Origin of the sequence: Acinetobacter cumulans, from assembly GCF_003024525.3 — a bacterium.
GTDB lineage: Bacteria > Pseudomonadota > Gammaproteobacteria > Pseudomonadales > Moraxellaceae > Acinetobacter > Acinetobacter cumulans.
The window spans coordinates 2,383,335-2,409,873 of record NZ_CP035934.2; the positions used below are offsets into that span (position 1 = coordinate 2,383,335).

General features: G+C 38.0%; 25 protein-coding genes, 1 pseudogene and 1 other annotated feature. Of the genes and pseudogenes, 14 read left to right on the plus strand and 12 right to left on the minus strand.

Annotated features, from left to right (window positions below; all coding sequences use genetic code 11):
- Nucleotides 1-75 precede the first annotated feature (75 nt).
- The 5 genes from C9E88_RS11345 to C9E88_RS11365 form a co-directional block, all read right to left on the minus strand.
- Nucleotides 76-726: an ABC transporter ATP-binding protein gene (locus C9E88_RS11345; RefSeq protein ID WP_106986295.1), complete on the minus strand. Its 651-nt coding sequence runs from the start codon at nt 724-726 to the stop codon at nt 76-78.
- Nucleotides 723-1,505 (minus strand): ABC transporter permease, encoded by a 783-nt coding sequence (locus C9E88_RS11350; protein ID WP_106986294.1) that lies wholly within the window; start codon nt 1,503-1,505, stop codon nt 723-725. The genes C9E88_RS11345 and C9E88_RS11350 overlap by 4 nt, the downstream gene beginning before the upstream one ends.
- A 1-nt stretch (nt 1,506) precedes the next feature.
- A complete protein-coding gene (locus C9E88_RS11355; protein WP_106986293.1) occupies nt 1,507-2,607 on the minus strand; it encodes a KpsE/RkpR family capsule polysaccharide export protein in 1,101 nt (366 codons plus the stop codon).
- Between the two features lie 91 nt (nt 2,608-2,698).
- Nucleotides 2,699-4,153, minus strand: coding sequence for a mannose-1-phosphate guanylyltransferase/mannose-6-phosphate isomerase (locus C9E88_RS11360; RefSeq protein ID WP_106986292.1), 1,455 nt, complete (start codon nt 4,151-4,153; stop codon nt 2,699-2,701).
- Nucleotides 4,154-4,175: 22 nt separating this feature from the next.
- Nucleotides 4,176-5,270 carry a capsular biosynthesis protein gene (locus C9E88_RS11365; RefSeq protein WP_147396030.1) on the minus strand — a complete coding sequence of 365 codons (1,095 nt, stop codon included), beginning with the start codon at nt 5,268-5,270 and terminating at the stop codon, nt 4,176-4,178.
- 709 nt (nt 5,271-5,979) lie between these two features.
- Here C9E88_RS11365 and C9E88_RS11370 point away from each other — a divergent pair.
- The 7 genes from C9E88_RS11370 to C9E88_RS11400 all read left to right on the plus strand — a co-directional run bounded on the left by C9E88_RS11370 (nt 5,980) and on the right by C9E88_RS11400 (nt 11,975).
- Nucleotides 5,980-6,564 (plus strand): anthranilate synthase component II, encoded by a 585-nt coding sequence (locus C9E88_RS11370; RefSeq protein WP_106986290.1) that lies wholly within the window; start codon nt 5,980-5,982, stop codon nt 6,562-6,564.
- 11 nt (nt 6,565-6,575) lie between these two features.
- Nucleotides 6,576-7,622, plus strand: coding sequence for an anthranilate phosphoribosyltransferase (gene trpD, locus C9E88_RS11375; RefSeq protein ID WP_106986289.1), 1,047 nt, complete (start codon nt 6,576-6,578; stop codon nt 7,620-7,622).
- 18 nt (nt 7,623-7,640) lie between these two features.
- Nucleotides 7,641-8,447 carry an indole-3-glycerol phosphate synthase TrpC gene (trpC, locus tag C9E88_RS11380; protein ID WP_106986288.1) on the plus strand — a complete coding sequence of 269 codons (807 nt, stop codon included), beginning with the start codon at nt 7,641-7,643 and terminating at the stop codon, nt 8,445-8,447.
- 232 nt (nt 8,448-8,679) lie between these two features.
- Nucleotides 8,680-9,987, plus strand: coding sequence for a flavin monoamine oxidase family protein (locus C9E88_RS11385; RefSeq protein WP_106986287.1), 1,308 nt, complete (start codon nt 8,680-8,682; stop codon nt 9,985-9,987).
- A gap of 214 nt (nt 9,988-10,201) precedes the next feature.
- Nucleotides 10,202-10,885 carry a Smr/MutS family protein gene (locus C9E88_RS11390; protein WP_106986286.1) on the plus strand — a complete coding sequence of 228 codons (684 nt, stop codon included), beginning with the start codon at nt 10,202-10,204 and terminating at the stop codon, nt 10,883-10,885.
- Nucleotides 10,886-10,979: 94 nt separating this feature from the next.
- Nucleotides 10,980-11,528, plus strand: a complete 549-nt coding sequence (gene folE / locus C9E88_RS11395; RefSeq protein WP_171356341.1) for a GTP cyclohydrolase I FolE — start codon at nt 10,980-10,982, stop codon at nt 11,526-11,528.
- Nucleotides 11,529-11,615: 87 nt separating this feature from the next.
- Nucleotides 11,616-11,975: a cupin domain-containing protein gene (locus C9E88_RS11400; RefSeq protein ID WP_106986284.1), complete on the plus strand. Its 360-nt coding sequence runs from the start codon at nt 11,616-11,618 to the stop codon at nt 11,973-11,975.
- Nucleotides 11,976-12,035: 60 nt separating this feature from the next.
- Here C9E88_RS11400 and C9E88_RS11405 read toward each other — a convergent pair whose 3' ends face one another.
- From C9E88_RS11405 to hemE, 5 genes are all read right to left on the minus strand, one after another.
- Entirely contained in the window at nt 12,036-13,412 is a 1,377-nt protein-coding gene (locus C9E88_RS11405; protein WP_106986283.1) for a diguanylate cyclase, read from the minus strand.
- 286 nt (nt 13,413-13,698) lie between these two features.
- A complete protein-coding gene (locus tag C9E88_RS11410) occupies nt 13,699-15,564 on the minus strand; it encodes an Lnb N-terminal periplasmic domain-containing protein (RefSeq protein WP_106986312.1) in 1,866 nt (621 codons plus the stop codon).
- Nucleotides 15,565-15,743: 179 nt separating this feature from the next.
- The gene (locus C9E88_RS11415) at nt 15,744-16,214 is read right to left on the minus strand and encodes a DUF3015 family protein (protein WP_106986282.1); all 471 of its coding nucleotides are present in this window, start codon (nt 16,212-16,214) and stop codon (nt 15,744-15,746) included.
- 131 nt (nt 16,215-16,345) lie between these two features.
- A complete protein-coding gene (locus C9E88_RS11420) occupies nt 16,346-17,155 on the minus strand; it encodes a DUF817 domain-containing protein (RefSeq protein WP_227865948.1) in 810 nt (269 codons plus the stop codon).
- 33 nt (nt 17,156-17,188) lie between these two features.
- A complete protein-coding gene (gene hemE / locus C9E88_RS11425; RefSeq protein ID WP_106986280.1) occupies nt 17,189-18,259 on the minus strand; it encodes a uroporphyrinogen decarboxylase in 1,071 nt (356 codons plus the stop codon).
- Between the two features lie 204 nt (nt 18,260-18,463).
- Here hemE and C9E88_RS11430 point away from each other — a divergent pair, with 204 nt between their 5' ends.
- Nucleotides 18,464-19,690 carry a L,D-transpeptidase family protein gene (locus C9E88_RS11430; RefSeq protein ID WP_106986279.1) on the plus strand — a complete coding sequence of 409 codons (1,227 nt, stop codon included), beginning with the start codon at nt 18,464-18,466 and terminating at the stop codon, nt 19,688-19,690.
- Between the two features lie 276 nt (nt 19,691-19,966).
- Nucleotides 19,967-20,665: a pirin family protein gene (locus tag C9E88_RS11435; protein WP_106986278.1), complete on the plus strand. Its 699-nt coding sequence runs from the start codon at nt 19,967-19,969 to the stop codon at nt 20,663-20,665.
- 106 nt (nt 20,666-20,771) lie between these two features.
- Here C9E88_RS11435 and C9E88_RS17925 read toward each other — a convergent pair whose 3' ends face one another.
- The gene (locus tag C9E88_RS17925; protein ID WP_256733489.1) at nt 20,772-20,894 is read right to left on the minus strand and encodes a hypothetical protein; all 123 of its coding nucleotides are present in this window, start codon (nt 20,892-20,894) and stop codon (nt 20,772-20,774) included.
- Nucleotides 20,895-21,093: 199 nt separating this feature from the next.
- Between C9E88_RS17925 and C9E88_RS11440 the strand changes: the two genes are divergently transcribed.
- Nucleotides 21,094-21,273 carry a hypothetical protein gene (locus C9E88_RS11440; RefSeq protein ID WP_106986277.1) on the plus strand — a complete coding sequence of 60 codons (180 nt, stop codon included), beginning with the start codon at nt 21,094-21,096 and terminating at the stop codon, nt 21,271-21,273.
- On the opposite strand, the gene C9E88_RS11445 is transcribed toward C9E88_RS11440, so the two are convergent.
- Nucleotides 21,270-22,130 carry a hypothetical protein gene (locus C9E88_RS11445; protein WP_137287920.1) on the minus strand — a complete coding sequence of 287 codons (861 nt, stop codon included), beginning with the start codon at nt 22,128-22,130 and terminating at the stop codon, nt 21,270-21,272. The genes C9E88_RS11440 and C9E88_RS11445 overlap by 4 nt on opposite strands.
- 65 nt (nt 22,131-22,195) lie before the next feature.
- On the opposite strand from C9E88_RS11445, the pseudogene C9E88_RS11450 reads away from it, so the two are divergent.
- The 4 genes and pseudogenes from C9E88_RS11450 to C9E88_RS11465 all read left to right on the plus strand — a co-directional run bounded on the left by C9E88_RS11450 (nt 22,196) and on the right by C9E88_RS11465 (nt 26,538).
- A pseudogene (locus tag C9E88_RS11450) lies at nt 22,196-23,429 on the plus strand (IS3-like element ISAba34 family transposase).
- Nucleotides 22,471-22,587 (plus strand) — a sequence feature (AL1L pseudoknot). (Overlaps the previous pseudogene by 117 nt.)
- Before the next feature lie 97 nt (nt 23,430-23,526).
- Nucleotides 23,527-24,711, plus strand: coding sequence for a hypothetical protein (locus C9E88_RS17700; protein ID WP_178962470.1), 1,185 nt, complete (start codon nt 23,527-23,529; stop codon nt 24,709-24,711).
- Nucleotides 24,712-24,816: 105 nt separating this feature from the next.
- Nucleotides 24,817-25,056, plus strand: coding sequence for a helix-turn-helix transcriptional regulator (locus C9E88_RS11460; RefSeq protein ID WP_372658903.1), 240 nt, complete (start codon nt 24,817-24,819; stop codon nt 25,054-25,056).
- Nucleotides 25,057-25,359: 303 nt separating this feature from the next.
- Nucleotides 25,360-26,538 carry a YagK/YfjJ domain-containing protein gene (locus C9E88_RS11465; protein ID WP_106985874.1) on the plus strand — a complete coding sequence of 393 codons (1,179 nt, stop codon included), beginning with the start codon at nt 25,360-25,362 and terminating at the stop codon, nt 26,536-26,538.
- Nucleotide 26,539: the final 1 nt, after the last annotated feature.

Below are 26,539 nucleotides of genomic sequence, written 5' to 3' on the forward strand. Positions count from 1 at the left end.
TCTGGCTTTTTTAATATCAAACTCTAATGAAACCTAAATTTCAGCTAACATTAACGAATTATAAAAATTGTATCCCTAAATCAAGGAATTATAAAAATCATACCCTTCATCAATATTATCAAAGTGCTTCATTTTTCCTTGATGAAGTACGCAAACTGAATTGCAACGTTCACGAATATTATGAACTTCATGTGAAACAAGAATAATACCCCTATCTTTTCTTCTTTCAAAAAGCTCCTCTTCACATTTGCGGTGAAAACGCGCATCGCCAACTGAGATCACTTCATCTATCAAAAAACAGTCAAACTCAATTGCCATAGACAGCGCGAATGCAAAACGTGCCCGCATACCCTGTGAATAGCTTTTAACTGGCTCGTATAAATAGCTTCCTAATTCAGCGAAATCTTGGACAAAGTCACGTACATACTGAATATCCACATCATAAATGCGGGCAATAAATCTCAGGTTATCCATACCTGTCAGCGAACCTTGAAAAGCACCGCCAAAAGCCAACGGCCATGAGACAGAAACACCACGCGAAACTGTACCTTTCGAAGGTTGTTCTACACCGCTGATCAAACGTATTAAAGTCGATTTACCTGCACCATTACGCCCAAGAAAACCAACTTTATCATTTCCTTTCATTTCAAAATTAATATCATCCAGCACTGTTCTCCAGCCAGAATGAATATGGTATTGCTTCGATACATTTTCCAGTTTTATCATTCAGGAATCACCTTTTTATTCAGCCAAGATATCCCCATCAATCCAACAAGAATCATGCTTATAGAAACAACAAATAAATACAGCGGTTCTTCATGGGTCTGTACAAGATGTCCATAATAACCATGACGCAACATTTCAATCGCATGAACTGGGGGCACATATAGGATGTATTTCTGCAAATACGTCGGCAAGGTATCTACAAAATAAAATGCACCTGAAAAGGGTAAAAACAGATAAGTGAATGTATGCCAAATCCGATCAAAAACTTCCGATATTTCAGACATCACACCCACCACAAACCCTAGGCCCGCTGTAAATAATGCCAAAAGAAGCCACGCGCAAAGCATCAGAAAAATATTGTCTGGCATATCTATAAAGCCCAGCACGATAAATATTGTCATCAGCAGAATAAATGAAATCGTAATACCCGCAATTTCCAATATCAACCTAGACCAATACACGTCAACAATACGAACATTACGGTGATACATAAGCGATAAGTTTGGCTCAACAGATCCTGCTAAACGATTGCTGATATTTCGCCACATGAGAATGTAAGAATAGCCAATAATGGAAAAAGCTATTATCGAAATGCTTCCAGTATGCAACTTTGTATAAGACCATAAAATCACAATGCCGATCGTAAATAGTAACGGTTCAATAAACAGCCATAAAAAGCCAAGATTATGACGTCCATAGCGGGTCAGCACCTCTCGAAGTAGCAATGCGCCTATCACCCGAATCTGTATTTTTAAGCTTTTGACAAAAGAACTATTCATTTTAACCTTGATGCTCTCTTACACCTGCTGCCAGTAAACTATAGATTCCCCATAAAATTAATGAGATCAAAATCGTGGAAATAATATTTTTAAAGCGCTTTGGCTCAATGGCTGCATCCGCCATATTAGGCTGTGCGATCCGTTCCAAGTACAGCTGTTTGCGCTCAGCTTCATTTTTATTTTGCTCCAATGTCGCCATAGCACCAGCAAGCTGTTTCACCGCCACTTCTTTGGCCACCATGAGGCGCTCATATTCAATCGATTTATTGTTATATGAACTGTTGCCATTGCCGAGCATTTGACCCTTGATTTTGGAAATCTGATTTTCCAGATTTTTTTCACGTTCTTTTAAAATTGAAATTTGCGGGTTTTCTGGTGTCACCAGCTGCACTTGCGCAATTTGGGTTTGCACCAAAATCAGCTGATCCTGCAATTTAGAAACCAGCTGCAAATCAATAGTAGCTTGTTTCTCCAAATCAAAAATTTGATTTTTGCTTCTAAATTTCACCAGCTCTGCTGAAATAGCTTCTACACGTTTTTGAGCAACCACCACCTCTGTAGCCGATGTACGGATTAAATCCTGACGGCCACGCGCATTTAAGCCATTAACCAGATCTTCCGCCATATTGAGCAGCTTATTGTTTATCTTATATGCCTCTTCTGCTGAATATGCGCGGACTTCAAGTGTAGAAATCGAAGACGTGGACTCCATCGTGACTTTCACACGATCTTGATAATACTTATAAAGATTTTCCATCGTATTATCTAAACCCATACCATCAAATTTGCTTAAAAAATCGATATGAGCATGGGTATAGATTTTTTTAAGATCAAGCTCTTTCTGCAGTTTGGTAACCGCATCACGCGACATCATAAAATCATTGACTACATAGGCATCGTCCGTAGAACGGGCAAAGCCTGAGCTTTGTAAAAAAGCGGATAAGCCTCCTGCGGAGGCGGTTTTTTGTGGACTGCGTATGACATAACTTGAAGAAGATACGTAGCGGTCTGATGCGATAAGACCAAAATATATAATTGAAAATACTGAGGGAATAATCACAATCAGTACAAATGACCACGATAAACGTTTCTGTTTCAACATGCGCTAGCATTACTCTAATTTTAAAAATTTAAATTTTTATCACCATTTGCGGTAAGGTCCTCTCGCCGCAAATCTATTGTTTTAGCTGTGCTTAACCACAACGACCATAATTATCTTCTATGCGCACAATATCATCTTCACCAAGATAATGTCCTGATTGCACTTCAATTATTTCTAATGGAACCTTTCCTGGGTTTTCAAGACGATGAACCTCTCCCATTGGAATATAAGTCGACTCATTTTCCGTTAATAAAAATACATTTTCACCGCAAGTGACTCGTCCAGTTCCACGTACCACAATCCAATGTTCCGCACGGTGATAATGCATTTGTAGACTGAGTTTTTCACCAGGATTAACCACGATTCGTTTCACTTGAAAGTTTTGTTCTTTATCAATTGAATCATAGGTTCCCCATGGGCGATCAACTTTGCGACCATTTTCCATGAGCGCTGGATAGTGATCTTTTATTTTTTTCACCAGTGCGCGCATTTCATTTAGGTTCTCACGGTCAGCAATAAATAGCGCATCATCTGTGTCTACCACAATTAAATTTTCTACACCTAAAAGAGAAACCACACGCTTATTCGAAGAGTAGACCAAATTATTTTTGGACGCATGCACAAGCGTTGGGTCGACACCTTTGAGCACATTTCCTTGTTCATTCTGCTGGCTAATTTCCCATACCGCAGCCCACCCCCCCACATCCGACCAATCTACATCAAATGGCACAACATAACTTGGTACATGTGAAAAAGCCCCTTGCCCTAATTTTTCCATCACGGCATAGTCAATCGAATCATCTTCTGATTTTTCAAAACTTGGTTTATCTAAAATCGTAAATGCATCTACTTTTGTAGAGAGTTGGAATGCTTCTTCGCAGGCGGTGTAAATTGCAAGATTGGCTTGTTTGATAAGTGAAAGCCATACACTTGCTTTTAATACAAATAAACCACTGTTCCAATAATATTCGCCAGAAGCCACATATTGTTTGGCAATTTCTAAAGATGGTTTTTCTACAAACCTCTCAAGTTGGTGAATACCAGTTTGATCATTTTTTTGTGTTTTAATATAACCAAAACCAATATCTGCTGCATGTGGTGTTATACCAAAACAAACAACTGCACCTTCATCAGCTTTTTTTGCTGCAATATGCACAGCCTTTTCAAATGCCTCAATATTGGAAATTGCGTGATCTGCTGGCATCACTAACAGCACAGGATCTAGGCCATTTTCAATTGACTTAAACGCCGCGACGGTAAGCGCTGGCGCTGTATTCCTCGAAACAGGCTCTAAAATACAATGTGCAATAGATTGCATACTTTTTAATTGATTTTCTACAATAAAACGATAGTCCACATTCCCTACAATGAGTGGTGTGGAGATTTGCGCAAAATATTGTTCCAAACCCGAAATACGGCCCACGGTATTTTGTAATAAGGTCTTTTCGTTAAATAACTTCAGTAATTGTTTAGGGTTTTTTTCTCTAGATAAAGGCCATAAACGGCTGCCTGAACCTCCTGAGAGTATGACGGGTTTTAATAACATTTTTATTTTCCTATTAATTCAATTATTTCACATTCAACAATGGATTTGTTGAACGATTTTTCTTGTATATTTCTACTTTAACTTTTGACCAAACCACGCCTGTTTGGTTTTGACATCCACTCATTTTTTTGTAAAAACTACCGTTAAACTGCGTGGTGTGTTGTAAAAAATACAGATATTTCTGTACAACTTTTTCATCCACATTCCATGCCAAAGCTTGTTGCCAAAACCTATCTATATGGCATTGCATGGTCATGGGCTCGATGTCGTATACCGCACGCCCACAGACTTTCACAGGAACCAAAGATTCTACTGCAGACATTCCTACAGTACTGTTAATCACGACCACGCCACGTGCATTTTCAAGTAAATCAGGCAAATACTGATCATGAATATATAAAACCCGAGAACTGATGTTTAACTGCAATGCCAGTTGCTGTATAAGTTGCGTATATTCACGGTATCCACGATCAAATGGATGCTGCTTTAGCACTAAAAGCGTATCTTGAGGTGCATGATGGGCAAATGAATACATCACTTCTTCAATAAATTCTTCAATTCCACTGTAATTAGAATGAAATTCAATTTGTGCATCGTTATGGGTTTGCAAAGGCACTAAAAAATAATCTTTCTTTTTGAAATTTAATAAATATTTCTCAATACGCCTTTCTTTTAATTTAAATTGATATTTACGAATCCCACCTTTTAACCAAGGCCAAAATTCGGCAATTGTCAGTGGCCGATGGTGCTGGTAAAACGGATATTGCTTGGACTTTAAACTCGCCATAATGTAATAAATGGCTGCCCAAAATGCGGCATACCAAAATGTACGCCCTAATTCCACAACATCATCTGCAATAATGTGATCTTCTTGATGATGCTGGAGATATTGTTGAAATCGCTTAGGTACACTTGAAAAACCATTCACCCCACCTTTTTCACAGGTGATGTGATTCGGCCTCAAATAGCCCTCTTCAAATACATACCATTCCAACTCAAATTCTGACAACGCCGCACGTGCCAAACGATGTATAGGCCGACAATCCCCAAACAACATAATGCTGTCGATGTCATACTGCTTTACTAACTGCTGAATATATGATGAAAATTCATACATTTCCCCATTAAAATTCCATCCATTTTTAAAGAAAAATTCATCCCCACCGTTAAAATTTACTTTATAAACACTTGCATTAACGTCTTTTAAATCCCTAGCTAAATTACGAAAAAAGTAACCTATAGGCCCCTGAAGTAATAGTATTTTTTTATTTGATAATTCATCTATTATCATTGTGTTCATCTTTAAATTATTCTTACGCCCTTAAAATAGCACAGCACTATGGCTAAAAAAAATACACAAAAAATGATAAAATTTACCTATGAAATCAATTTGATAGACATTATTACTACATTTTTAAACATCTAATTTCTAAATCATTATTTTTTAAAACTTTTTTAATCATTTCATTGGTTTAAACTTATTTAATTTTGATGATTGATTCTTTGAATCAAATATCAGATTTTATGAGGCGAATTTAATCACTCTAAATATCAACTAAATGATCCCTCTCTTTTTTATGAATCTACAATGAATATATAAATCAAATATCTATTCTTCATTTAAAACCAATTTCAACCTGTAAAAATAGCGTATTCAAAACCTTGATAAAAACCAAAAAAAGCGTGCAATAAATGCTATATTAGCCAATAGCCTCTGTTTGTAATGTTTATTATTCAGTGGGCTTATATACTGAGTCAGTCATTACGATGATTACTCAGGCATGTAAAGGAATAACTTAGATAAATTTCAAAAGGTTACATCTAAAATGCTTCTCATGATCGACAACTATGACTCTTTTACCTATAACATCGTGCAATATTTTGGCGAGTTAAATCAGGAAGTAAAAGTAGTCCGTAATGATGCCGTGACTTTGGAAGATATTGAACGATGGCAACCGAAGTATTTGGTCATTGGCCCTGGCCCTTGTTCACCAAGTGAAGCAGGCATCTCCATTCCTGCTATTCAACATTTTGCAGGCAAAATTCCATTGCTCGGTGTGTGCTTAGGCCACCAAGCCATAGGGCAAGCTTTTGGCGGCGATATTATTCGTGCAAAAAAAGTCATGCATGGTCGCTTGTCAGATATGTATCACAGTGACAAAGGTATTTTCAGCAATCTTCCGTCTCCCTTTTCAGCAACGCGCTATCACTCATTAGTGATTGACCAAGCAACGCTACCGGAGTGTTTAGAAGTGACCTGCTGGACCAATGAAATTGATGGTTCTATGGAAGAAATCATGGGTGTAAAACATAAGACATTGCCCGTTGAAGGCGTGCAATTCCACCCTGAGTCCATTCTGAGTGAACACGGCCACCAAATTTTCAAAAACTTTTTAGAAATTTACGCATAAGTGATATCCAAATGAATATTCAACAAGCTTTAAATAATATTACAAAAAACATCGAACTCACTCAGCCACAAATGGAAGCAGTCATGCGTACCATTATGAATGGCGAAGCCTCTGATGCACAAATTGGCGCGTTTATGATGGGCTTACGCTTAAAGGGTGAAAGTATCGATGAAATTACAGCAGCTGCACGTGTGATGCGTGAACTTGCCATTAAAATTGATGTTAGCGACTTGCCTAATTTAGTCGATATTGTCGGCACAGGTGGTGATGGTCAAAACTTGTTTAACGTGTCTACTGCGTCTTCATTTGTTATCGCTGCTTCAGGTGCGACAATTGCTAAGCATGGCGGTCGCGGTGTGTCATCGTCTTCGGGATCTTCAGATCTACTTGAAAAAGCAGGGATTAATTTAGATCTTAGTATGCAACAGACAGAACGTTGCATCCGTGAACTTGGGGTTGGCTTCTTATTTGCACCAAACCATCACAAAGCAATGAAATATGCGGCAGGTCCACGTAAAGAATTGGGCTTCCGTAGCATATTTAATTTACTCGGCCCGCTTACGAATCCGGCTGGCGTAAAACGCTTTGTCATTGGAGTATTTTCACCTGAACTTTGTCGCCCAATTGCAGAGGTATTGAAGCAACTTGGTGCTGAACACGTGATGGTGGTGCATTCAAAAGACGGCCTAGATGAAATTAGCCTCGCATCAAGCACTTATGTTGCAGAATTAAAAAATGGTGAAGTGACTGAATGGCAAATTCAACCTGAAGATGTAGATATTGAATCGCAAACATTAACAGGTTTATCTGTAGAAAGTTCAGCAGAAAGCTTAGCGCTGATTAAAGACGCTTTAGGCAAGAAAAAAAGCGCCAAAGGTGATAAAGCAGCCAACATGATTGCACTCAATGCTGGTGCAGGTATCTATGTATCAGGCCTTACACCAACTTATAAATTGGGTGTTGCACTGGCACATGACATTATCTATGGCGGTCAAGCTCTCGAAAAAATGGACGTGCTGTCTGAATTTACAAAAACACTGAAACAATACGAAGCCTAAGGATTAAGGAAAAACATCATGGTTGATATCGCAAATACCATCTTAGGTAAAATTGTTGACCGTAAGCAGGAAGAGTTTGCAGTCCGCTTAAAACAGAAAAGTTATTATGATGTAGAAGAATTAGCTAAAGCTGCGACCCCTGTTCGCGGTTTTGCGCAGTCTTTGTTAAGTAAGCGTCCAGGCGTAATTGCTGAAATTAAAAAGGCGTCTCCTTCTAAGGGCGTAATTCGTGAAAACTTCAACCCTGCAGAAATTGCACAGCAATATCAAGAAGCAGGCGCTGCCTGTTTATCTGTTTTAACCGATGTGGATTTTTTCCAAGGTGCAGACGAAAATATTCAGATTGCCCGCACACATTGTGACTTACCTGCGCTACGCAAAGATTTTTTGATTGATCCATACGGCGTTATTGAAGCTCGTGCTTTGCATGCAGACTGTATTTTGCTGATTGTGGCATGCTTGTCTAATCAACAACTGGAAGAAATGTCTAAAACTGCGTTTGAGCATAATTTAGATGTGCTGGTTGAAGTGCATGATGAAGACGAACTCGAACGTGCGCTCCGTTTAGATGATCGTTGCCTATTAGGTGTGAATAACCGCAACTTAAAAACCTTTGATGTAGATTTAAATACATCACTACGTTTGAAAAAATTGCTTGAACCTTCTCGCCTGTTAGTGACTGAAAGCGGTATCGCTACACCTGCCGATGTAGCAATGATGCAAGAAAATGATATTCACGCATTCTTAGTGGGTGAAAGCTTTATGAAACAGCCTCGTCCTGATCAGGCTTTTGCTGAATTATTTGGCGTACCACAGTCACAATAAATTCTTTGGTTTAGGGGTGAACACATTCACCCCTAAACGATTTCGCTCGATGCGATACTTCTTTCTGTGCCCTCTGCGCAGTGCATATAATTAAAAAAAGATCCCTACGTTAACGCAATAAACCCTTGTAAATTTAGGTAAAATTACATAGTAGTGATGTTGCCAAAGATCGACCTTTTTCATTCTTTTTATAAAATCAATTTATAAACTCAATTTTCGATTCAAACTATATATGAAAAAAAATAATAACTGTGGTCTGCCCATTTATATTATCGGTGCAGGTATTGCAGGAATTAGTTGTGCTAAACAACTGCAAGATGCTGGCAAAAGCGTCATTATTTTGGAATCGCGCGATCGAATTGGTGGGCGAATCGACTCTAACAAAATGAATGATGATATTTTTGATTTAGGCGCTTCATGGATTCATGGTATTCAAAACAACCCCATCTGGACATTGAGCCAAAAATTTAAGATTAAAACTCAAGTATTCAACTACGGCCAACCACAATATTTTCACGCTAACGGTCAATTATTTACTAAATATGAAGTTCAAGTTTTTGAGAATTATATTGAAAAAATACAATCTTTATTATTAGAAAGTGAGCATGAATCAGCTTTGCTTGCTGTGCAAAACATCTTAAATTCACTTGATGATCAGAATCATGCATTTTCAGCACAAGACTTAAAAATGCTTTTGCTTAGTTTTTTTCAATTTGTCGCGAATGATCCTTATGCCACAGATTTAGAACAACTCTCTAGCCAATATCAAAATTATGAAGGCTATTTTGAGGGAGATGAAGTCATTTTTCCTGAAGGCTATACACAAGTGATTCATCATCTTGCACAAGATCTTGATATTAAGCTCAACGTTAAGGTTCAAAAAATTTCGCTTAAATCTGGTTATGTCGAAATAGAAGATCAACACCATCAAATCTTTCAAGCTTCACAAATTGTGGTGGCCGTACCTTTAGGTGTATTAAAACATGGACATCTTCAATTTAGCCCACCCTTAGCAGATCCCTATCGTCATGCCATCAATAACATGGGATTTGGTTCATTTAATAAAGTATTTTTTCAATTAGACACTGTTCTTCCACTTCATTCTTCTTCATTAGAGATGAATTCCAGTACGCTGTATTGGAGCAATAATAAATTATTTAATCTTTTAGATTTGACACACATCTATCAAAAGCCAACCTATCTCATGTTATTTGGCGGGTCAGCATCTGTTTTTATGGATCGTGCGAATGATAATGCGGTCTGGGATATGATTAAGCAAAGTTTGCAGAACACATTTAAGACCACGATTGGCCAACCTAAAGACTTGATTATCACACGCTGGGGATCTGATCCGAACAGCTATGGCTCTTTTAGTTTCCCTGCACTTCATTACAACCAAAAATTAACGCAAGTATTTGAAAATCACATTGATGGAAAAGTGTTTTTTGCTGGGGAACACTGTAGTCTCAAATATGCAGGCACAGTCCATGGTGCCTATATCAATGGCTATGAAACAGCACAACGAATATTAAATCTGTAGTTTGGAAATAAGATGTTGGTGTGTTTACTTAGATTGAATATTAAATACATCAAGTATCACGGCATAGCTTTACATGCTTTGGCTATAAATGGTCGTAAACTACTCTTCTGACTCAGATTTAAAATATAAAGCGCAAATGTAATATATTTCTCATTTTTCACAATTGGGACTATAATTTAGCTCTGTCTTAGCCTCCTCCCTTGTTTTTTCCATTATGAGCAAACACGATTCTTCGCTGTCTAAAGAACAATATAACTTACTGAATGCTTTTAAAAAGCAAATCAATAAGCCGGCGCCTGCGCCCGAACCCATTGCACCTATTGAAAAAACGCCAGAACAGGAACAGCAAGAAGACTTAGATTTTTTTCGCAAGCAAATGCAAGGCGTGCAAAAAATGGCCGCTAGCAATGTTGCAAAAACAACAAAGAGCACGAAGAAAAAACCAGATGCACAAATTCTTGCTAAACGTGCCTCTGCGACTGGCCCCCTAGAAACGGATGAAACATTGCTTTCCGATACACAGGCCATGTTAAATCCAGTTGCAAGCCAAGCCAACTTAAGCTACCGCATTGCAACTTTGCAACATCGTGTATTTGAAGATTTAAAAGCAGGTAATTTACGCTGGTTTGAAGCGGTAGATTTGCACGGCTGTACCATTGAAGAAGCGCGAAGTGCCGTTTTGCAGATTATTCAAATGGCCAAAGACAACAATGAAAATGTACTCAAAATTGTGCATGGCAAAGGCCCTGAAGCTATCTTGAAAACCCACGTCAATAGTTGGCTACGTCAGCACCGCGATGTTTTGGCATTTGTCAGTGCACCTGAAAAACAAGGTGGGACTGGTGCGGTATTAGTCTTATTAAAACGTGCAGAAAAGAACCCAAAGTTTAAACAGTAATCGGATTTCTCCTTAAAAGCGGGCATTGTAATGGTTTTCTGCTACAATGCGCTCCTTGTTCAATCTCTCTGTGTAAGTGAACACATCTATGTCTATGCAGCAATCCTACGCTAACATTCTTACTGCCGTTGGTGAAGATCTGAATCGCCCAGGTCTTAAAGATACGCCGATGCGTGCTGCTAAAGCTTTTTCTTATCTAACGTCTGGTTATAACCAAACTTTAGAGGAAGTGACCAACAATGCGGTTTTTCCTTCAGATAACCGTGAAATGGTTTTAGTTAAAAACATTGAATTCTATTCATTGTGCGAACACCATCTTTTGCCATTTTATGGCCGTGTACATATTGCCTATCTCCCTGAAGGCAATGTTTTGGGTTTATCTAAATTTGCCCGTATTACAGAAATGTTTGCTCGTCGTTTACAAATTCAAGAAAATCTCACGCAGCAAATTGCTGAAGCGGTTGCGGAAGTAACTGGCGCTCGCGGGGTTGCGGTCGTGATTGACTCTGCACACATGTGTATGATGATGCGAGGTGTAGGCAAGCAAGAATCAACAACACGTACCGTTTCTTTTGTAGGTGACTTTAAAACCAACAAAGAAGAACGTCGCGAATTCTTAAGTGCTGTGCCTGAAAGTTACTAATTCCTGTTGTATATCAAGCCTCAACTTTTGTTGGGGCTTTTTTATCAGCCATTATTAATTATTTAGTTTTTGTTTGAGGAAAAGACTATGTCACAGATTTGGCTTGCAGGTGAAGGACTCACCGATAGTACGTGCGCAGTTGATTATCCGCGACCTGATCGTCTGGTTAAAGGTAACCCAGAGCGTCATACCTACAGTGCTTATGCGCACCCTAACATGGACTGTGGGATTTGGCAGTGCGAAGTCGGTGCATGGAATATTGTCTTTGCAGCCAACAAACAAGAATTTTTTACAGTGATTGAAGGTCGTGTCCGCCTGCATCATAAGCATTCAGACATTGTGATTGAAGTCAGTGCTGGCGAAGCTGGAATTATCCCTCCAGCGTTTGAAGGGGCATTTGAAGTGGTTGAAAAAGTTAAAAAATATTATGTGGTGGTCGAAGCTTAAATCAACTCAAGCAAGTTAAACAGTGCGCTTCATCTACAAGCGCACTGATGTATTTTACGGTTAAGCCATTTTCTGTACTTCTGTCACATATACACAGTTACGGCCACGGTTTTTCGCACTATATAACGCTAAATCAGTCGCATCTAAAAAGCGCTGGTAATCTGGATGACCATCGTACTGTGTACAACCAATACTCACGGTAAAATTAAAGTCTTCCCCCACAGATGTTTGCAATGTCGTATCTTCAATACACATTCGAATATTTTCTGCGACCATTTTGGCGCGGCTCAAGTCGCTATCGACCAGTAAAAGTAAAAATTCTTCGCCACCTATACGGAAAGCATAGTCACTGCCCTTGCTGAATTTTTGTAAGGTTTCAGCAATAAACTTTAGTGCCATATTGCCTGCCGCATGGCCATAACGGTCGTTCACGGTTTTAAAATAATCTGCATCCAAAGCAAGCAAAGAAAGCGCCGATCTATGTTTACGTGCATAGCTAATTTCACGCCCTACAATGGTATTTAAATAACGGCGATTTAATAACTGGGTTAAGGCATCATTACCAGATTCGATGTATTCGGTCACTTGAAATAGCTGATCAACCAAATGCTGAATTTCACGGTTAATACTTCGGATTTTCTGCACCATCAGCATTAATTGTTCACGACCTTCTAACAGCATACATTCTTCTGTCAATGTATCTATTTCATATATTCGTTTTGTAATTAATCCAACTTGTTCTGAACCCGTAAAAGCATAAGAAGCCTTATGTATAAACCATAAACCAAATTCAGATTTTGAAAATAGCTGTTGATAAAACTTACCTTGGCCCGAGAAAATCTTAAACATCAAATCATTTTCCCAGTCGAGTAATGAACCACGCTGACGGTCTTTGTGTACTGCCACATCCTGCATAGCAGAAAAGAGTCGATAACTATGTTTAACTTCATGGTTTTTAGCCGTTTTATCCTCATAAGTACGGCACATAATCTCGGTCGAAAACCCGAGCAGTTGCACCACATAACTCACCACATTCATGTAGTTGGTACTGTTGTCTGAAGCAATATATTCAAACATTGTACGTTCTATTTCACGTACACCACGCATAATGAGCCATGATGGAATGCCCACACGTGCATGTACATTACCCACCTTTTGTTGTCTTAATACAGCACTTTCATATTGACCATTTAATGCCACATTAAAAGTTTCTAATAACCATGCTTTTAATGTATCTATTAAGCGTTTCTGAATAATATTATCTGAAAAATATTCGGCAGATTCAGGCTCAAGTAGCATTTGCTTATAAAATGCAGCAACAAATGCATCAAGATTTTTTGTAATTAACTCCACTGTTAAATGGTGATCTAGCGCAGAGTATTGATCACAAATACTTTTCCAAGTCTCAGAAAGTTGAATAGAAACATTTTGGGGCATGATATATTATGCTAAGGTTTACAGAAGTTGGCATAATACAGCTGTTACTACACAAAAAATAGGTTATAAATACATTGATTTTTCTTTCATTTTCAAAATTAGAACTATGATTAATATAAACTTAATAATTATTCAAAACCTTTTATGAAAACTTAAGCAAAGTAGCCATCCTTCACAGCGCCACCAGTTGAAAAGTGCCCCACATATTCATCACTCATTACCTCGGCGCTGGATTGCATCATATTATTTTTTTCACACGACTAGTTACCCAGTTAAACGAATGCCACTATTGAAAGAAATAACGATAGCCTAATTTGACTTCATTCCAATCTGACCGATTTTGCAACTGATATTCATAACTCAAATTTAAGCTATGTTGTGGCCGAATCAGATATTGAATTTGCTGGCTCAATCGAAGATTCCATTGATGACTGTCCGACCAATAGGGCATTTCCAACTGAGTCAGGCTATTGATATGTGAATTCCATACCGTCTGACAGCCCACTGTCGGTCCTACACCTATGCGCCAGCCATCATCCAAAGCAGATGAGGCTTGAACATTACTTTGCAATTGTCCATAACATAACCAGTTATGCGCTGCATTGGCCCAGCTATAACCTGCTTGTGTCGTTAAACGTGCGACGCCATGTTGTGTGTTTTGACTAAACTGACCTCGTTCATCTAAAGCTTCCTGCTGCCAACCTAAGTTAAATCCCCAAGACAGTGGGTTTTTAAAGGGTGAAATTGGATTATAGGAATTGACTGAGAGAAGCTCTAACTGCTTCAGTTTTAACTGATCATCTTGATAACGCAGTGCACCTTCTAAAAACTTAAGCTGTGTTCCTAAGCGATACCCCCAAGGCGGATCAATTAAATCATGATAGGCCTGCCGATGTGATATTTCGACAAATCCCTTGCCTTGCGATTCGCCCGTCGCCAACATTACATTTTTAGCATAATGCCCTTGTGATGGATCATGCTCAGGCGTAGAGACCTCTTCGCGCTGTTTATCTAGCTGAATTTGGCTACGCAAAATTAACAGTTGGCGTAAGCGTGGTTGTGCAAATATTGCAGGCACTTTAGATGAGGTAAAGGCCAAATATAAATCGTCATAGCCCATTTCTAAAATTTTAGCTTGATCACTTTGCGTATACGGCGCAAGTGCAGAAGCCATCTGTGTAGGCTCAGACCATGCCACTTGATGTGCCTGACCAGCTAGCGGTGCCCCATGCTGTTTGGCTTGTGCGAGCAATTGTGTTTCTAGAGCTGGTCGATATGTTTTTTGGCTGACCAAACCCTTTTGCTCTAAAATTTTTATGGTTTCAATAGGGATTGCAGTGTGTTTAAAATTTTCTGCTAAATGCAACTCAGGACGGACCAAATCAAGTAGGCCTAAAATACGATATGCACAGTTATCACTCACAAAATAATAAGGAAAACTGACATGCTGCATTTCCCAAATATGAAGCACCAGAAACTGCGTTTCCTGCTCTGTTAAATTCAGCTCATATTCCCACAAATCACGACTTTCAAAATCGCCATATTCCTTCACTTTGCGATAATATGGCATCAGTGAATATTCACCAGGATATTGTCCTGTTAAACCCTTCCATGCATAAGACCAGCTCTCTGCGCTTTGTACCGTTGCCGCATAGTTGATTGCATAGGATACTAAGTTCAGCTGTTTTTGATTGGCAGGATCTATCCTTAATAAGGTATGACCAAACATCGAGCTAGGATTGCCCATAAAGTCAGTGGCATAAATCACTGTGGCTTTATAAGGCTTAATTTTACTGTACCAATCATCTAAATCAGGGCAATGAACTACAGGCAACTCGGTTGCAGGAATCTCTAGTACCTGAATAAGCCATTGGCTACGTGCAGGAAATTGGCAACGTACTGATGCATTATCCTCACTGGCTTTAAATAATGCCTCTACATTGGCATCGAGTTCGGCTTGTAAATCTTGTGCACCCTTCGCACTGACAAAATACTTTGCATACTGAACATCACTTTGCCCTTTCGCATTACGATACATTAAAGCTTGCCATGTTGGCCGTTGTGCCAATTGAAGCGTATGTGCTTGCTGTATATAGTGCTGAATTTTCTCCGCATGAATTACATATTGACTAGATGAGTTCTGAATCGGCATAGGCGGATTAGCGGAATTTATCGGACTCGCTTGAGCACGCTCTATCGCTGCAAGTCCGACACTTGGAATACACAGCACCACCAACCAACACAGTAATTTCATAATTTAAAATCTAAGCAATAATGAATCAAAAAGGCATAAAAAACCCCGTCATATAGACAGGGCTTTGTACTGCATGATTATACGTATGCTTTGAGCACTTCGTCTTTCGCCATTACTGACTGTAAAGAAGACAATACTTGAAGTGAATTTGAATTTTCAGATGCGTAAATTTCTGCAAAATTAGCTTTAGATACCGCAAAGAAACGTGCTTTATCTTCTGCTTTAATATGAAGTAATTCAGCCAATACGTTCAGGCTCTCACCTTGACCTACTGCCATATCACGCGCCAAAGCTTCAGAATTTTCATTGGTAAATGTCACTGCTTGTGCAGTTACTGTACCTGAACCATTACAACCAATCGTACCAAATGTAATACCAAAAAGTTGGTTAAAGAAAATGCCATTTGTTGTTGCTGCTAGTAATTTTGGAAGCTTACCAGACTGACCAGCCCATACTTGTGAACCGATACCACAACCCGCATCACGATCAGCAAATGCAGCTGTTGAACCTACTGCTAAAACGGCAGCTAAAGCTATTTTTTTTAACATGATGTTTCTCCAGAAATCACTTTATGAGTGTCATTTTTTAATTAGCGTATTACTTTACGCAACTGTAGATTAGACGAAAGCTTTACCCAAAAGCAAAGCTATTTTGAAGTCAAATTGTAATATTCGACCAACTACTGATTTGGCTCAGCTTTTAAGCGCCATTGGCCTAATTGGCTACGTTCACCCAGTATGTTTAGCACCAGAACCAAACTCAATAAAAGCAATAAATACCAAGAACCTAACTTCGCCCACCCCACCATGTGCCATGCATCGACCTGACTCGGATACAACCAAATTTGATAAAAAGTACTAATATTTTCTGCAATCCAAATAATAAAGGCCAAAACAACCAATACAGGTAACATTGGCAATTGGAATTGATGAGAATTCAATCTAAATGTGATTTTAGTTTTCCAGAAAATAAACACACTCCATGCAAACAAAACCGCACGGTAATCCGGAATAAAAAACTTGCTCATAAAGTTAATATAAGACAGCACAGCAAGGCTGAGCATATTGGCAATGCTAGGAAGTTTCTCAAATGAAACCTGATATAAACGCAAGGAACGCGCAAAAAAGCTTCCCACTGCCGAATACATAAACCCAGCAAATAAAGGTACAGTGAGTATTTTAAATACCGCAGGCTGTGGGTATTGCCACGATGCAATTTGCGGATGAGTTAAAAATATTTCCATGACCATTGCAACCACATGAAATAGCGCAATGACTTTAGCTTCAGCCCAAGATTCTAATTTTAAATACAGCAAACAGATCTGAATAATTAGGGCATAAAATAATAAATAGTCGTAACGGAAAAAGCCCCAATGTTCTGTGCTTCCCATCGAAGCCGTCACCACAAAGGCAATTAACAGCAGTATCCCAAATAAGGCAGCCGAAGCTGCCTTATATGAGAACTCAAAACATGATTTTAAAATGGCAATCACTGTTGAATCCTAAGTATTTCCAAGTATGTTTTACAAATACTTAGCGCTGTATTCATGCACAGTATCAATGAATGCACGTGGGTTTTCAGGATCGACCCATTGTGTAATTCCATGACCTAAGTTTGCAACATAGCCCGTTTTTTCACCATTGGCATAAGCATCATCCAACATCGCTTTGGTGGCTTTGGCAATTGAAGCTGGCGTGCCATATAAAGTTGCTGGGTCTAGATTACCTTGCAATGCTGCACGGCCTGCTACTGTTTGACGTGCAGTGTGCAAGTTGGTTGTCCAATCTAGGCCAAAAGCATCTGCACCCGTTGCGATCATTGGCTCTAACCACTGACCACCGCCTTTGGTAAATAAAATGACTGGGACTTTACGACCATCTTTTTCACGCTGTAAACCATTCACAATGCGTTGCATATAATTCAACGAAAATTCAATGTATTCGCGATGTGCCAAAGCACCACCCCAGCTATCAAAAATCTGCACCGCTTGTGCGCCTGCATCAATTTGTGCATTTAAATAATCGGTTACAGCATCGGCTAAGTGCGACAACAACGCATGCAAAACTTCAGGTTGTGCATACATCATTTGCTTGGTAAAACGAAAATCCTTACTTGAACCACCTTCAACCATATAAGTTGCTAGCGTCCAAGGGCTACCCGAAAAACCAATCAGTGGAACTTGACCACCCAAAGCTGAACGAATGGTTGACACTGCATTCATGACATAATCTAAGTCAGATTTGACATTTAACTTAGGTAAATTCGCAACATCTTGCTCGGTACGTACTGTTTTATGAAATTTTGGACCTTCACCTGTTTCAAAGTACAGACCTAAGCCTAAGGCATCAGGCACGGTCAAAATATCTGAAAATAAAATCGCAGCATCAAGCTCATAGCGACGTAAAGGCTGTAAAGTGACTTCACAAGCAAAATCTTGGTTTTTACATAGCGATAGGAAGTCACCCGCTGTCGCACGCGTGGCACGGTATTCTGGTAAATAACGTCCAGCTTGACGCATCATCCAAACAGGTGTTGTATCAACTGGTTCACGCAATAAAGCACGCAAAAAACGATCATTTTTTAAGGTCGTCATGTACTTTCCTATCATTTCTCGACATTTCGCCCATAATAACAAAAAGGCTCATAATTTAATAACTTCTCAGCGTTTTAAAAACCGATCAAGTTCAATGCTAAAAATGATAATTACACAAAACAATTACTGCACCGCCCATTTTTTTCTGCAATACTTGTAGCCGTTTTTCACATAGTAAATGAATAATTCTTAAGGTTGAATTATATGTTCGTTCGCACAATACTCACTTTGAGTTTAAGTTGCATATTTGCTGGTACAGCTTTAGCCGCATCTACTGCTGAACAACCATTAAATCCAAAAGTTCTCACAGATGTTGCTGTTCAAGACCCAATTGATCCTCTAGCTTCTGACGCTGCTTCTTCGCCTGTCGCGAATACTTCTGCAAAAATTACTGCTCAAGAACAAAAAGATTTAAATAGCGCTTCTGATACGCTCAATACATTACAAAATACTGAAGATCAGACAGCTGATATTGGTAATGCTACAACCACAACAACGCCAGCGACAACCTCACCTGCGGCTAAAGCCTCTTGGACTTTAGATGGCATGAATAATGCGCAGTGGTTTGAAAATATTGGTAAAGGCCAATTCCCTGTTTATGCACGTGCACACGTGATGCTAAACAATGCGCATGCGTCACCTGGTGCAATTGATGGCTCTAGCGGTAAAAACACCTTAAAAGCGATTGCCTCTTTCCAACAGATGAATGGCATTAAACCTACAGGTACACTGACCAAAGAAACTTGGGATAAGCTTGTTGCTAACCAAGCTGGCAAAGCTGCATTTATTGAATACACCATTACCGATGCAGATATTAAAGGCCCGTATGCAAAGTCAATTCCACATGACTACGCACTTCAAGCCAAAATGCCAGGCTTGTACTACACACGTGTGACTGAAATGTTAGGTGAAAAGTTCCACATGGACGAAGATTTCTTAAAGAAATTAAATCCTAAAGCAACTTTTGCAAAAGCTGGTGAAAAGATCATTGTTGCGAACATTCGTAACGAAGTACCAGAAGACATTCATTTGATTGTTGCCCATAAAGGTGCAAAACAACTGTATTTATTTAACAGTCGTAACCAAATGATCGGTTCATTCCCTGCAACCATTGGTAGCTCAGACACACCATCACCAACAGGTACATACAAAGTGACAGGCGTTGCACCAAACCCTTGGTACAGCTACTCGCCATCTAACTTTGTTCAGGGCAACAACAAAAAGCCACTGTCATTACCACCTGGTCCAAATGGTCCTGTCGGCAATATCTGGATTGGTTTAAGCAAAAAATCATTCGGTATTCACGGTACACCTAATCCGTCTGCAATTTCTAAAACTGCTTCACACGGCTGTATCCGTTTAACCAACTGGGATGCTAACGATCTTGGTAAGAAAGTAAAATTAGGCGTAACGGTTAAATTCTTAGAATAATCGAAGGCCTGCTTATGCTTAAACAAGGCGTTTTTTTACAAAGAGAAACGCCTTTTTCTATTTTAGATTACTAATATTTGACCACTATAACCCAAATAATATGCACAGAATATCCATTGCCAATGTTGTAACTCAGCACCTTTTAGTCAAACTATGCTGATTAAAGCTAATTTTATCATCTCATTTTTGCAACATAATATTGCTTTTTCGCTGTATTTAAAACAGATATAAAACACTAAAATAACTTCAAGTTAAAAATAATACAGGAAGACCATCATGAATGCGTTCTTACATCCAAGTGAAAACCGTGGCCATGTGAAAATGGGCTGGCTTGAATCTAAACACAGCTTCTCTTTTGGTAATTGGTATAACCCCGACTATATGGGCGTGAGTGCACTTCGTGTAATCAATGATGACCTCATTGATGGTCATCAAGGCTTTGGGCAACATCCACATGACAATATGGAAATTTTAACCTGTGTGTTAAAAGGCACCATTACACATAAAGACAGTATGGGCAACCACGGCGGTATTGCTACTGGTGAATGGCAATTGATGAGTGCTGGTACAGGTATCCGTCATAGCGAAATGAATCAAGGCGATGAACAGGTACATTTACTGCAAATTTGGATTATTCCAAATGAGCGTGATGCAAAACCGAATTATCAACAGATTCGCCTTGACCCACATGAAGCGCCAAATCAATGGCATTTGATCTGTGGACCAAATGAAAATGCACCGATGCATATCCGTCAAAATGCGGAAGTTAAAACTGCGGTACTCAGCAAAGGTCAAAAACTACCTGTTGAGCAAACCCAGCATTTAAACTATGTGCATGTGGTAGAAGGCAAAATCAAAATTGCAGAACATACCATTGAAACTGGCGGTGCAATTGCCTTTCTAGAGCATAGTGAAATTGAAGCCTTAGAAGACACACAAGTGATTTGGTTTGATTTACCAGAAAAAGTGGCTTAACTATATTTAGGCTTCACTTTAAAAAATAAACACTTAAAAAGCCCTGATTCTTCAGGGCTTTTTTTAATTGCTTTTACTTTACACAAACAACCGATGATAACTGTGCTTAGCCCATTGTACGGTTGTGTTGCAAATTTTCTGTTTGGCGCAATTGCTCATAAGCCACAGGATCGAAAGCACAAGCGCTCAGTACAGTCGCTACGATTACAGCCGTCATTAGTTTTAACATTTCGTACATCCTCATTGCCAGCATTCTACAAAAGATCCACCCAAGCCCACTGGTAAATGCTTGTATTGGATTTGCTTGTTTAATGCGCACACTATAAAGAATGAATTTAAATCGTTAAAACTGTTTATTTTAATATTTACAATCTGTTTTTTAGATTAAAAATATTCTGACATATTCTTTAAATAAAAAAAGCTATTGTATGGCTAAGGTATTAAAAGACTTTCAAAGGCGTTTAGCTAAAGTCGAGACTCTCAGAAAGAACAAAGCGACTACTATTAAATTAGTAACCACTTTTGCACCTATTTTGACTTATGATGAGTGGGAAGCTATTGCTGTACTACATCAACAACAATTAGTTGATGATACAAGACATAATTAAAATGGTAAATCATCATCAGTTGATAATAATGCACTTAAAAAATCTTTTTCAGGCTTTTCCTCTTCTTTGACTTGTTTTTCAATATTAATTTTATCAACATTACTAAAAAATTTAGGAAATTTCTTAGAATCTATTTCGTGATATCCCATTAGTATTGCAAATTTTTTAAATAAAATTTTGTAAACTAAATTATTACTTCCATAGAATTTTCGTCTATCATAAATTTGTGAGTTATTCTCACTTACTTCTAAATACTTTTGGAACATTGCAAAATTATAATCAATTAAATAATCCTCAATGTAAATATTGAAATTAGCATCAGCCTCATCATAACTTGTAGAATTACCGTATTCCTCTAGCCCTAGCATCATAACTTCATTTTTAATTGAAAATTTCTCTGAAAGTTTTAATAGATATTTAAATGTTTCATGATTTGCTTTCGGTAAAAACTCTTTTAAATGTTCAGAAATATTTTTAGATAAAAATGGACAATAAATTTTCATTTTTTCATGTTTAGTTAAATAGCTAGAAAGTATTGCTCTACCACTCGAATCAAGTAGATCATAAATAAACTCAAATCTTGAGAGTAAGGCTATATAAACATATAAAATATTATCATCTGTAGTTACCTTATTTATGTAATCTTCCTTTTGAAAGATCTCCTTACACTGTTCAGGATAATGTGTGATTATTTGGAATAAAAATTCTGCATTAAAATGTCGATTTTCATCAATTTTAGGATCGCTTTTAATAAAGCAAAATTTCCATAATTCTTTTATTAGAATAGGAACTATTTCCTTTGGAAGATGTTTTATATATCTTTTTTGAATTACATCTTTAAATGCATCAATGTCCAATCCTGCTTCACGTAATGAACCGTACCGGGTTTGTCGGAGACTCAGTATTCTGAGAGAATGTTCCGATGACCAAATTAAAATATACCCCTGAAATCAGAGAAAGAGCGGTTCAATTATTGATTGAATCTGAAAAAGACTATCCATCTAATTGGGCTGCGATCACAGCTATTGCGCCTAAGATTGGTTGTACTCCTGAAACACTTCGTGCTTGGCATCAAAAGCATTTAGATGAGCAAAATCCTATCAAAGTACAACAGATCTCTGATCAAGAAAAAATGAAGCAAATGGAACGTGAAATCAAAGAATTAAAGCGTGCCAATGAAATTCTGCGTAAAGCAGCCGCTTTTTTCGCCCAGGCGGAGCTCGACCGCCCACACAAATAATGGTGGATTTCATCCATAACAATAAGGCGTTATATGGTGTTGAGGCGATTTGTAGGATTTTACCGATCTCAGCTTCTACCTATTATCGAACACTAGATATTGCTGAAAACCCAGAACATCGAGCAAAGCGAGATCTACATGATTTGCATCATGCTGAACAAATTAAACGAATTTGGAAAGAAAGTTCAGGTCGATATGGTGTACGTAAAGTTTGGCAACAACTGAAACGTGAAGGTTATGTTATTGCACGCTGTACAGTGGTTCGCTTGATGAAGAAGCTAGGTATACAGGGTGTTTGGCGTGGGAAGAATAAATACACCACCCGTAGCCGAGATGATCAAAAAAGAGCGGATGATTTAGTGAAACGTAATTTTACTGCTGATTATCCTGACCCTTGCGAAGCAATGCTTCTCAGGTCGGTGACTTCACGTATATTCAAACTCATTCAGGCTGGGTCTATACCGCCTTTATTATTGATGTGTTCTCGCGAGCAATTGTTGGATGGAAAGTATCAACACGGATGAATACAGACATGGTGCTCGATGCACTGGAGCAAGCATTGCATGATCGAGGCATGCCAAAGAACGTGATTCATCATAGTGACAGAGGTGTGCAATATCTTTCCATTCGTTATACCAATCGTTTAGAAGCAGCAAATTTACGAGCATCAGTCGGTACGACCGGTGATTCATACGATAATGCTTTGGCTGAAACAGTGAATGGGTTATACAAAACAGAGGTGATTGAATATTTAAAAGCAGATTGGCAAGGTTTAGCGGATGTACAACTTGCGACATTAAATTGGGTAGATTGGTTCAACAAAAAGCGTGTACACAGCGCATTGGGTTATGTATCGCCTTTTGAGTTTGAAGCAATGTACTATGATAAGATTAACCCGTTAGGTCACGTGGCCTAACTTAAATAAAAATGTCTCCGACAAACCCGGTACGGTTCAGCTTTTTTAATGGTAATACTGTAATAAAATAATAAGCTCTGTATGAACAGGAGTGATCATGCCAAACTATCAACTAGATAATCAAATTAAAATAATCAACATGCTAGAGCTATTTATTTTTGAAAAAATCCGCTCGACTCCATTTTTAGGTTCCCATAAATCTATCCTCATGGCATCTAATGAAGAAGATTTAAGAAAGGCAATATATGCCTTACATGATAAAGGCTTATTTCAAGAATCAAAAGAAAATAAAATTAAAAGGCTTTGTAACAAACCTGTTAAGGCTTATTTTTCAGATAAAAATGGGAATGATGAAGTTGAAAAGCTCGATTTTGAGTATTTGCCAAAACATTATGATGAAATTATTCAAAAAATACGAAACTATCGTTCTTTTATTAAAGATAATAAACATGATGCAGCAGAAGTCATTTATAATAAATTGCTGAGAAACTATGCTCAACATTTTGATAGTTATATTCCTGAAACCTTACCTGAGCCACTTCAAAAAACGATCAATGCCCGGAAAAAAAATTATCTTTCCCAAATACCTAGGCAAATGAAAGAGGAAGCATATATTCATTTCGTAAGTAACTTTATTAAGAAATATGAAAATAAGCATGAAAAACTTTGGGATGATTTAAATTTTTCTTTTGATGATAAAAGACTACTTAAAGAATTAAGTAGTCTACAGAAGAAAAATATAGATGAATTAACAAATAATTTTAAATTAAGAAAATATAAATCAGAGATAAAAAAGTATACCCCTCGAATAAAATTCTTATTAGAGCAAATTATTGATCATGTAAATAATTTAGCCGAATCAGAAATTCGAGAATTAACAATTCAAAATTATAAATATAAGGAAAGTAAGTTAAAAGAACAGATCAATAGAGTTAATAGCCTTTTAAGCCAAAGATTTTTAAAACAAACAAGTTTAATTAAACAAAAGATCTATAAAACCTCCTCATCAAAAAAATTATCCCCCATAAAACAGATAAACCGATTATCAAGCTTATTAGATCCTAAAATTTCAATTCATGATCGTAAAGCATTAGCAGAATTAAAAAAGCTTCTCGATACTGCTAACAACAAGTACGTCAATAAAATTAAAGGCTCTCAAATAGAATCAAAAAAAATCAATGAATATAGTTATGTCGGCGATACTGAAAGAATCCTAAGAGAAAACAAAGAACTATATCAGGGTTTAAAAAATTTACTGAAAAGCAGTCATTCCTCTGAATGAATGAAAAATTGGCCACGCACTTCCTATTAAAACTGCATTTTCATCCGAGTATCTTGTGTTAACTGGTTTGAAGTATTCCAAATCAAACCAACACGACACAAGGAGATGAAATTGAATACCACCTACGATGCAGTTCAAATGCTTAGGCTTCGTGAGCTTATCAAACTGATTGGTTTATCTCGGTCATCCATTTATGACCGACTAAACCCACGCTCGAAACGTTACGACCCTGACTTCCCCAAACCAGTAAAGTTAAACCGAGCTTCACGCTGGTTAGTCAGCGAAGTTGAAGAGTGGATTAGAAATAAAATGTCCTGCCGAGATCGAGCCGATTCGGTGAGCTAATTCTGTACAAACAGTTTCTCAATAACATGCACGATTCACGCAACTTTTGAGTTTAGCTCTTCGGATTAGCTTAGGGTTTGAATTACGGTATTTATATCATTTATATACTATTCAATTATTTAAATGTATTTAATACAGTTTGAATAATTGGATCAATGTTCATATAAATACAAGTACTGAAAACATCTATCACTTAACCGAATGATATTCCCGCATGGACACTGCCTTAGCACAGTGTCCAAGGGAAAGCTTTACTTAATCGTTGTGTTTTTAAGTCAATTCCATTTAATTCAAGGCTTAGACATGACTAAACCCAAATTATCCAATACAGCTGGACTGTTTACGATGTTTGATCATGAGCTTCTAGAGCAAGCGAAATTTGATCATCAACACACAGTACTGAATCACGGTGAAAACCAGAGAGTTGTCATCCATCATCTAGACAATATCGTTATGCCGATATTGCAGAAAATTGAGTTTGTGCAAGCTGTTCTGAAGTGTAAAACCCCTATTGTTAAGATATTAACTGTAAAACAGCACGGTTTAACTGATCGTTTTTTTCGTAAATTTGCAAAACCGATTGAACCTTTAATGCAACGTTTTTTTGAACTGCTTCATGCATACACACCTCCAGAGATAGAGCCTGGTGTGGCCTGTCTTGCATTTGATCATGCTCGGTCTCAACTTACTCAAGATGAATTCAATGAACTGGCAACTCAAGGCGTTGGATCTTCACGTCATCTTGAAATTATTCAGCTGTTTGTTGATGCCTTACTACACTTAGTAGAATTGATTATGTCGTATATGAACGATCCTAAAGTCAAAAAAAAAGTCCGTGACCAAAATAACCATTGCAAAAATATGAAAATGGTTTGCGTTGGATACATTCAACAATTGCTGGAAGTCTACTATAGGTTATTGGTCGTTCGAATGGATTTATCCCTTATGCGAGATCAACAGACTTTACTGAAAAATGCTTATAGCCTGAAAGAAATTCGCTCCAAGCATGATCTGGCTTATATCAAAGCATGTACTCAAAAGCTGCTGAATAACAAACGGAATAATCCAGTCATGAAAATGCTTGTGGGTTATATCTTTCGCTTCGAATACACCGTCCGTACTGGGTTTCATGTGCACTGCTACTTTCTGTTCAACGGGAATAAAAATTTAGAAGATATTACCCTCGCTCAAGGCATGGGCAAATTGTGGAACAAAGTTACACAGGGCCAAGGCACTAGCTATATCTGCAATATGAGAAAGGAATCTTATCGTCACTGTGCAATTGGCATGGTTCATTATGCAGATACTGAAAAACTGGGGTATCTGTATAAAACCTTTGATTACATTTGCAAAACCTCACAGCTGTTTGATTTTAGCAATATGAAAGGTGCACGAGGCTTCCAACTCGGCGAAGTTCCAGAAAACACATCAAATGCTGGTCGTCCACGTAAATATGCTCAGCAACTCAATTTAAATTTTTAAA

Excerpts from the sequence above, each read along its gene's own strand:
- C9E88_RS11345 (WP_106986295.1), bottom strand. The coding sequence starts at position 726 with ATGATAAAACTGGAAAATGTATCGAAGCAATACCATATTCATTCTGGC.
- C9E88_RS11350 (WP_106986294.1), bottom strand. The coding sequence starts at position 1,505 with ATGAATAGTTCTTTTGTCAAAAGCTTAAAAATACAGATTCGGGTGATA.
- C9E88_RS11355 (WP_106986293.1), bottom strand. The coding sequence starts at position 2,607 with ATGTTGAAACAGAAACGTTTATCGTGGTCATTTGTACTGATTGTGATT.
- C9E88_RS11360 (WP_106986292.1), bottom strand. The coding sequence starts at position 4,153 with ATGTTATTAAAACCCGTCATACTCTCAGGAGGTTCAGGCAGCCGTTTA.
- C9E88_RS11365 (WP_147396030.1), bottom strand. The coding sequence starts at position 5,270 with ATGTATGAATTTTCATCATATATTCAGCAGTTAGTAAAGCAGTATGAC.
- C9E88_RS11370 (WP_106986290.1), top strand. The coding sequence starts at position 5,980 with ATGCTTCTCATGATCGACAACTATGACTCTTTTACCTATAACATCGTG.
- trpD (WP_106986289.1), top strand. The coding sequence starts at position 6,576 with ATGAATATTCAACAAGCTTTAAATAATATTACAAAAAACATCGAACTC.
- trpC (WP_106986288.1), top strand. The coding sequence starts at position 7,641 with ATGGTTGATATCGCAAATACCATCTTAGGTAAAATTGTTGACCGTAAG.
- C9E88_RS11385 (WP_106986287.1), top strand. The coding sequence starts at position 8,680 with ATGAAAAAAAATAATAACTGTGGTCTGCCCATTTATATTATCGGTGCA.
- C9E88_RS11390 (WP_106986286.1), top strand. The coding sequence starts at position 10,202 with ATGAGCAAACACGATTCTTCGCTGTCTAAAGAACAATATAACTTACTG.
- folE (WP_171356341.1), top strand. The coding sequence starts at position 10,980 with ATGCAGCAATCCTACGCTAACATTCTTACTGCCGTTGGTGAAGATCTG.
- C9E88_RS11400 (WP_106986284.1), top strand. The coding sequence starts at position 11,616 with ATGTCACAGATTTGGCTTGCAGGTGAAGGACTCACCGATAGTACGTGC.
- C9E88_RS11405 (WP_106986283.1), bottom strand. The coding sequence starts at position 13,412 with ATGCCCCAAAATGTTTCTATTCAACTTTCTGAGACTTGGAAAAGTATT.
- C9E88_RS11410 (WP_106986312.1), bottom strand. The coding sequence starts at position 15,564 with ATGCCGATTCAGAACTCATCTAGTCAATATGTAATTCATGCGGAGAAA.
- C9E88_RS11415 (WP_106986282.1), bottom strand. The coding sequence starts at position 16,214 with ATGTTAAAAAAAATAGCTTTAGCTGCCGTTTTAGCAGTAGGTTCAACA.
- hemE (WP_106986280.1), bottom strand. The coding sequence starts at position 18,259 with ATGACGACCTTAAAAAATGATCGTTTTTTGCGTGCTTTATTGCGTGAA.
- C9E88_RS11430 (WP_106986279.1), top strand. The coding sequence starts at position 18,464 with ATGTTCGTTCGCACAATACTCACTTTGAGTTTAAGTTGCATATTTGCT.
- C9E88_RS11435 (WP_106986278.1), top strand. The coding sequence starts at position 19,967 with ATGAATGCGTTCTTACATCCAAGTGAAAACCGTGGCCATGTGAAAATG.
- C9E88_RS17925 (WP_256733489.1), bottom strand. The coding sequence starts at position 20,894 with ATGTTAAAACTAATGACGGCTGTAATCGTAGCGACTGTACTGAGCGCT.
- C9E88_RS11440 (WP_106986277.1), top strand. The coding sequence starts at position 21,094 with ATGGCTAAGGTATTAAAAGACTTTCAAAGGCGTTTAGCTAAAGTCGAG.
- C9E88_RS17700 (WP_178962470.1), top strand. The coding sequence starts at position 23,527 with ATGCCAAACTATCAACTAGATAATCAAATTAAAATAATCAACATGCTA.
- C9E88_RS11460 (WP_372658903.1), top strand. The coding sequence starts at position 24,817 with ATGAAATTGAATACCACCTACGATGCAGTTCAAATGCTTAGGCTTCGT.
- C9E88_RS11465 (WP_106985874.1), top strand. The coding sequence starts at position 25,360 with ATGACTAAACCCAAATTATCCAATACAGCTGGACTGTTTACGATGTTT.